Below are 1,151 nucleotides of genomic sequence, written 5' to 3' on the forward strand. Positions count from 1 at the left end.
TTAACGGTGTATTTTGATACCAGCAATAAGGCTTTCATCACCCGAGCAATGTAACGGCGTGACACCCAAATATTCTCTTTCTGTAAATCAAATCGAATTCGTCTTGTACCATAAGACTGATAGCTCTGATTAAATAGCGTCACGATTTTATCGGCATAAAGCCCTACTGATTTTTGTCTATTCAATTTACACTGATAATAAGCATAATGTCTTGATAATCCTAAATATTGACATAGCTTTGTTATGCTATAACGATGCCGATTTGCTTTTAGGATAGCGATTTTCGTCCTATTATCAGTGCTGCTTGCTTTAAAATATCGTTTTCCATACGGAGTTGTTTAAGCTCTTTACGCAATGCGATTAACTCTTGTTCTTGTGGACTGCGATTATCTTTTGTTTTAAATGAGCCACTTTGGCTTGATTGCGTTATCCAACGGTCCAATGCTGATGGTGTCAAATCATATTCGGCAACGATTTCACTACGTGATTTACCATGTCGATAAAGACTGACCATTTGCTGTTTAAAATCATCTGTGAATGTTCGTCTTTTGCGTTTAATCTTATTCATATTTGTTCCTTTTTTAGTTGTGATAAGTTTACCTTACCCCTTAAAAAAGTTGTATGAATTAGTGTAGCCGATCCAATCAAATTCTTTCACTTCACTAGATTTTATAGTGCCACTCGCCTCACTGTAAAAAACACCGTTGACAGTAAAACCATGTTTATCTGCACTCGATAACGCCACCACTTGCGGTGCATTTCCTGTAATAATCTGACTCGAAGTTGCTGTTAGTATTGCATTAGCTGAGCCAACGTGTATCCATTGTGATAATAAGATTAAACCCATTATTTGAGTAAGTTTCGGTTTTGAGTGAGCTGTGAGTGTCGTTATTTTGACAACAAAGTGAGATTTGCAATGGAAGTGTTTAAAACAAAAAGATAACAGTAAAAATAAAACGTTTTGCCGTAATATTAAAGGTGAAATAAAACGATTAACAAAATGCCCGATGCCCGATTAAGTCCATATTGGATCGGCTACACTAATTCATACAACTTTTTTAAGGGGTAAGGTAAACTTATCCCAACTAAAAAAGGAACAAATATGAATAAGATTAAACGCAAAAGACGAACATTCACAGATGATTTTAAAC

General features: G+C 35.4%; 3 protein-coding genes. All 3 read right to left on the reverse strand.

Annotated features, from left to right (window positions below):
• Positions 1-185, reverse strand: a 185-nt coding sequence (locus A9G32_RS12825; protein ID WP_141672890.1) for an IS3 family transposase, incomplete at its 3' end; no start/stop codon positions are given.
• 83 nt (positions 186-268) lie between these two features.
• The gene (locus A9G32_RS07795; RefSeq protein ID WP_065589462.1) at positions 269-568 is read right to left on the reverse strand and encodes an IS3 family transposase; all 300 of its coding nucleotides are present in this window, start codon (positions 566-568) and stop codon (positions 269-271) included.
• Between the two features lie 33 nt (positions 569-601).
• A complete protein-coding gene (locus A9G32_RS07800; protein ID WP_065589463.1) occupies positions 602-847 on the reverse strand; it encodes a hypothetical protein in 246 nt (81 codons plus the stop codon).
• Positions 848-1,151: the final 304 nt, after the last annotated feature.

Source organism: Gilliamella sp. Gris3-2 (assembly GCF_001690345.1).
Taxonomy (GTDB): domain Bacteria; phylum Pseudomonadota; class Gammaproteobacteria; order Enterobacterales; family Orbaceae; genus Gilliamella; species Gilliamella bombi.

Bases quoted from the DNA above. Each gene is read 5' to 3' on its own strand.
- A9G32_RS07795 (WP_065589462.1), bottom strand. From the start codon at position 568: ATGAATAAGATTAAACGCAAAAGACGAACATTCACAGATGATTTTAAA.
- A9G32_RS07800 (WP_065589463.1), bottom strand. From the start codon at position 847: ATGGGTTTAATCTTATTATCACAATGGATACACGTTGGCTCAGCTAAT.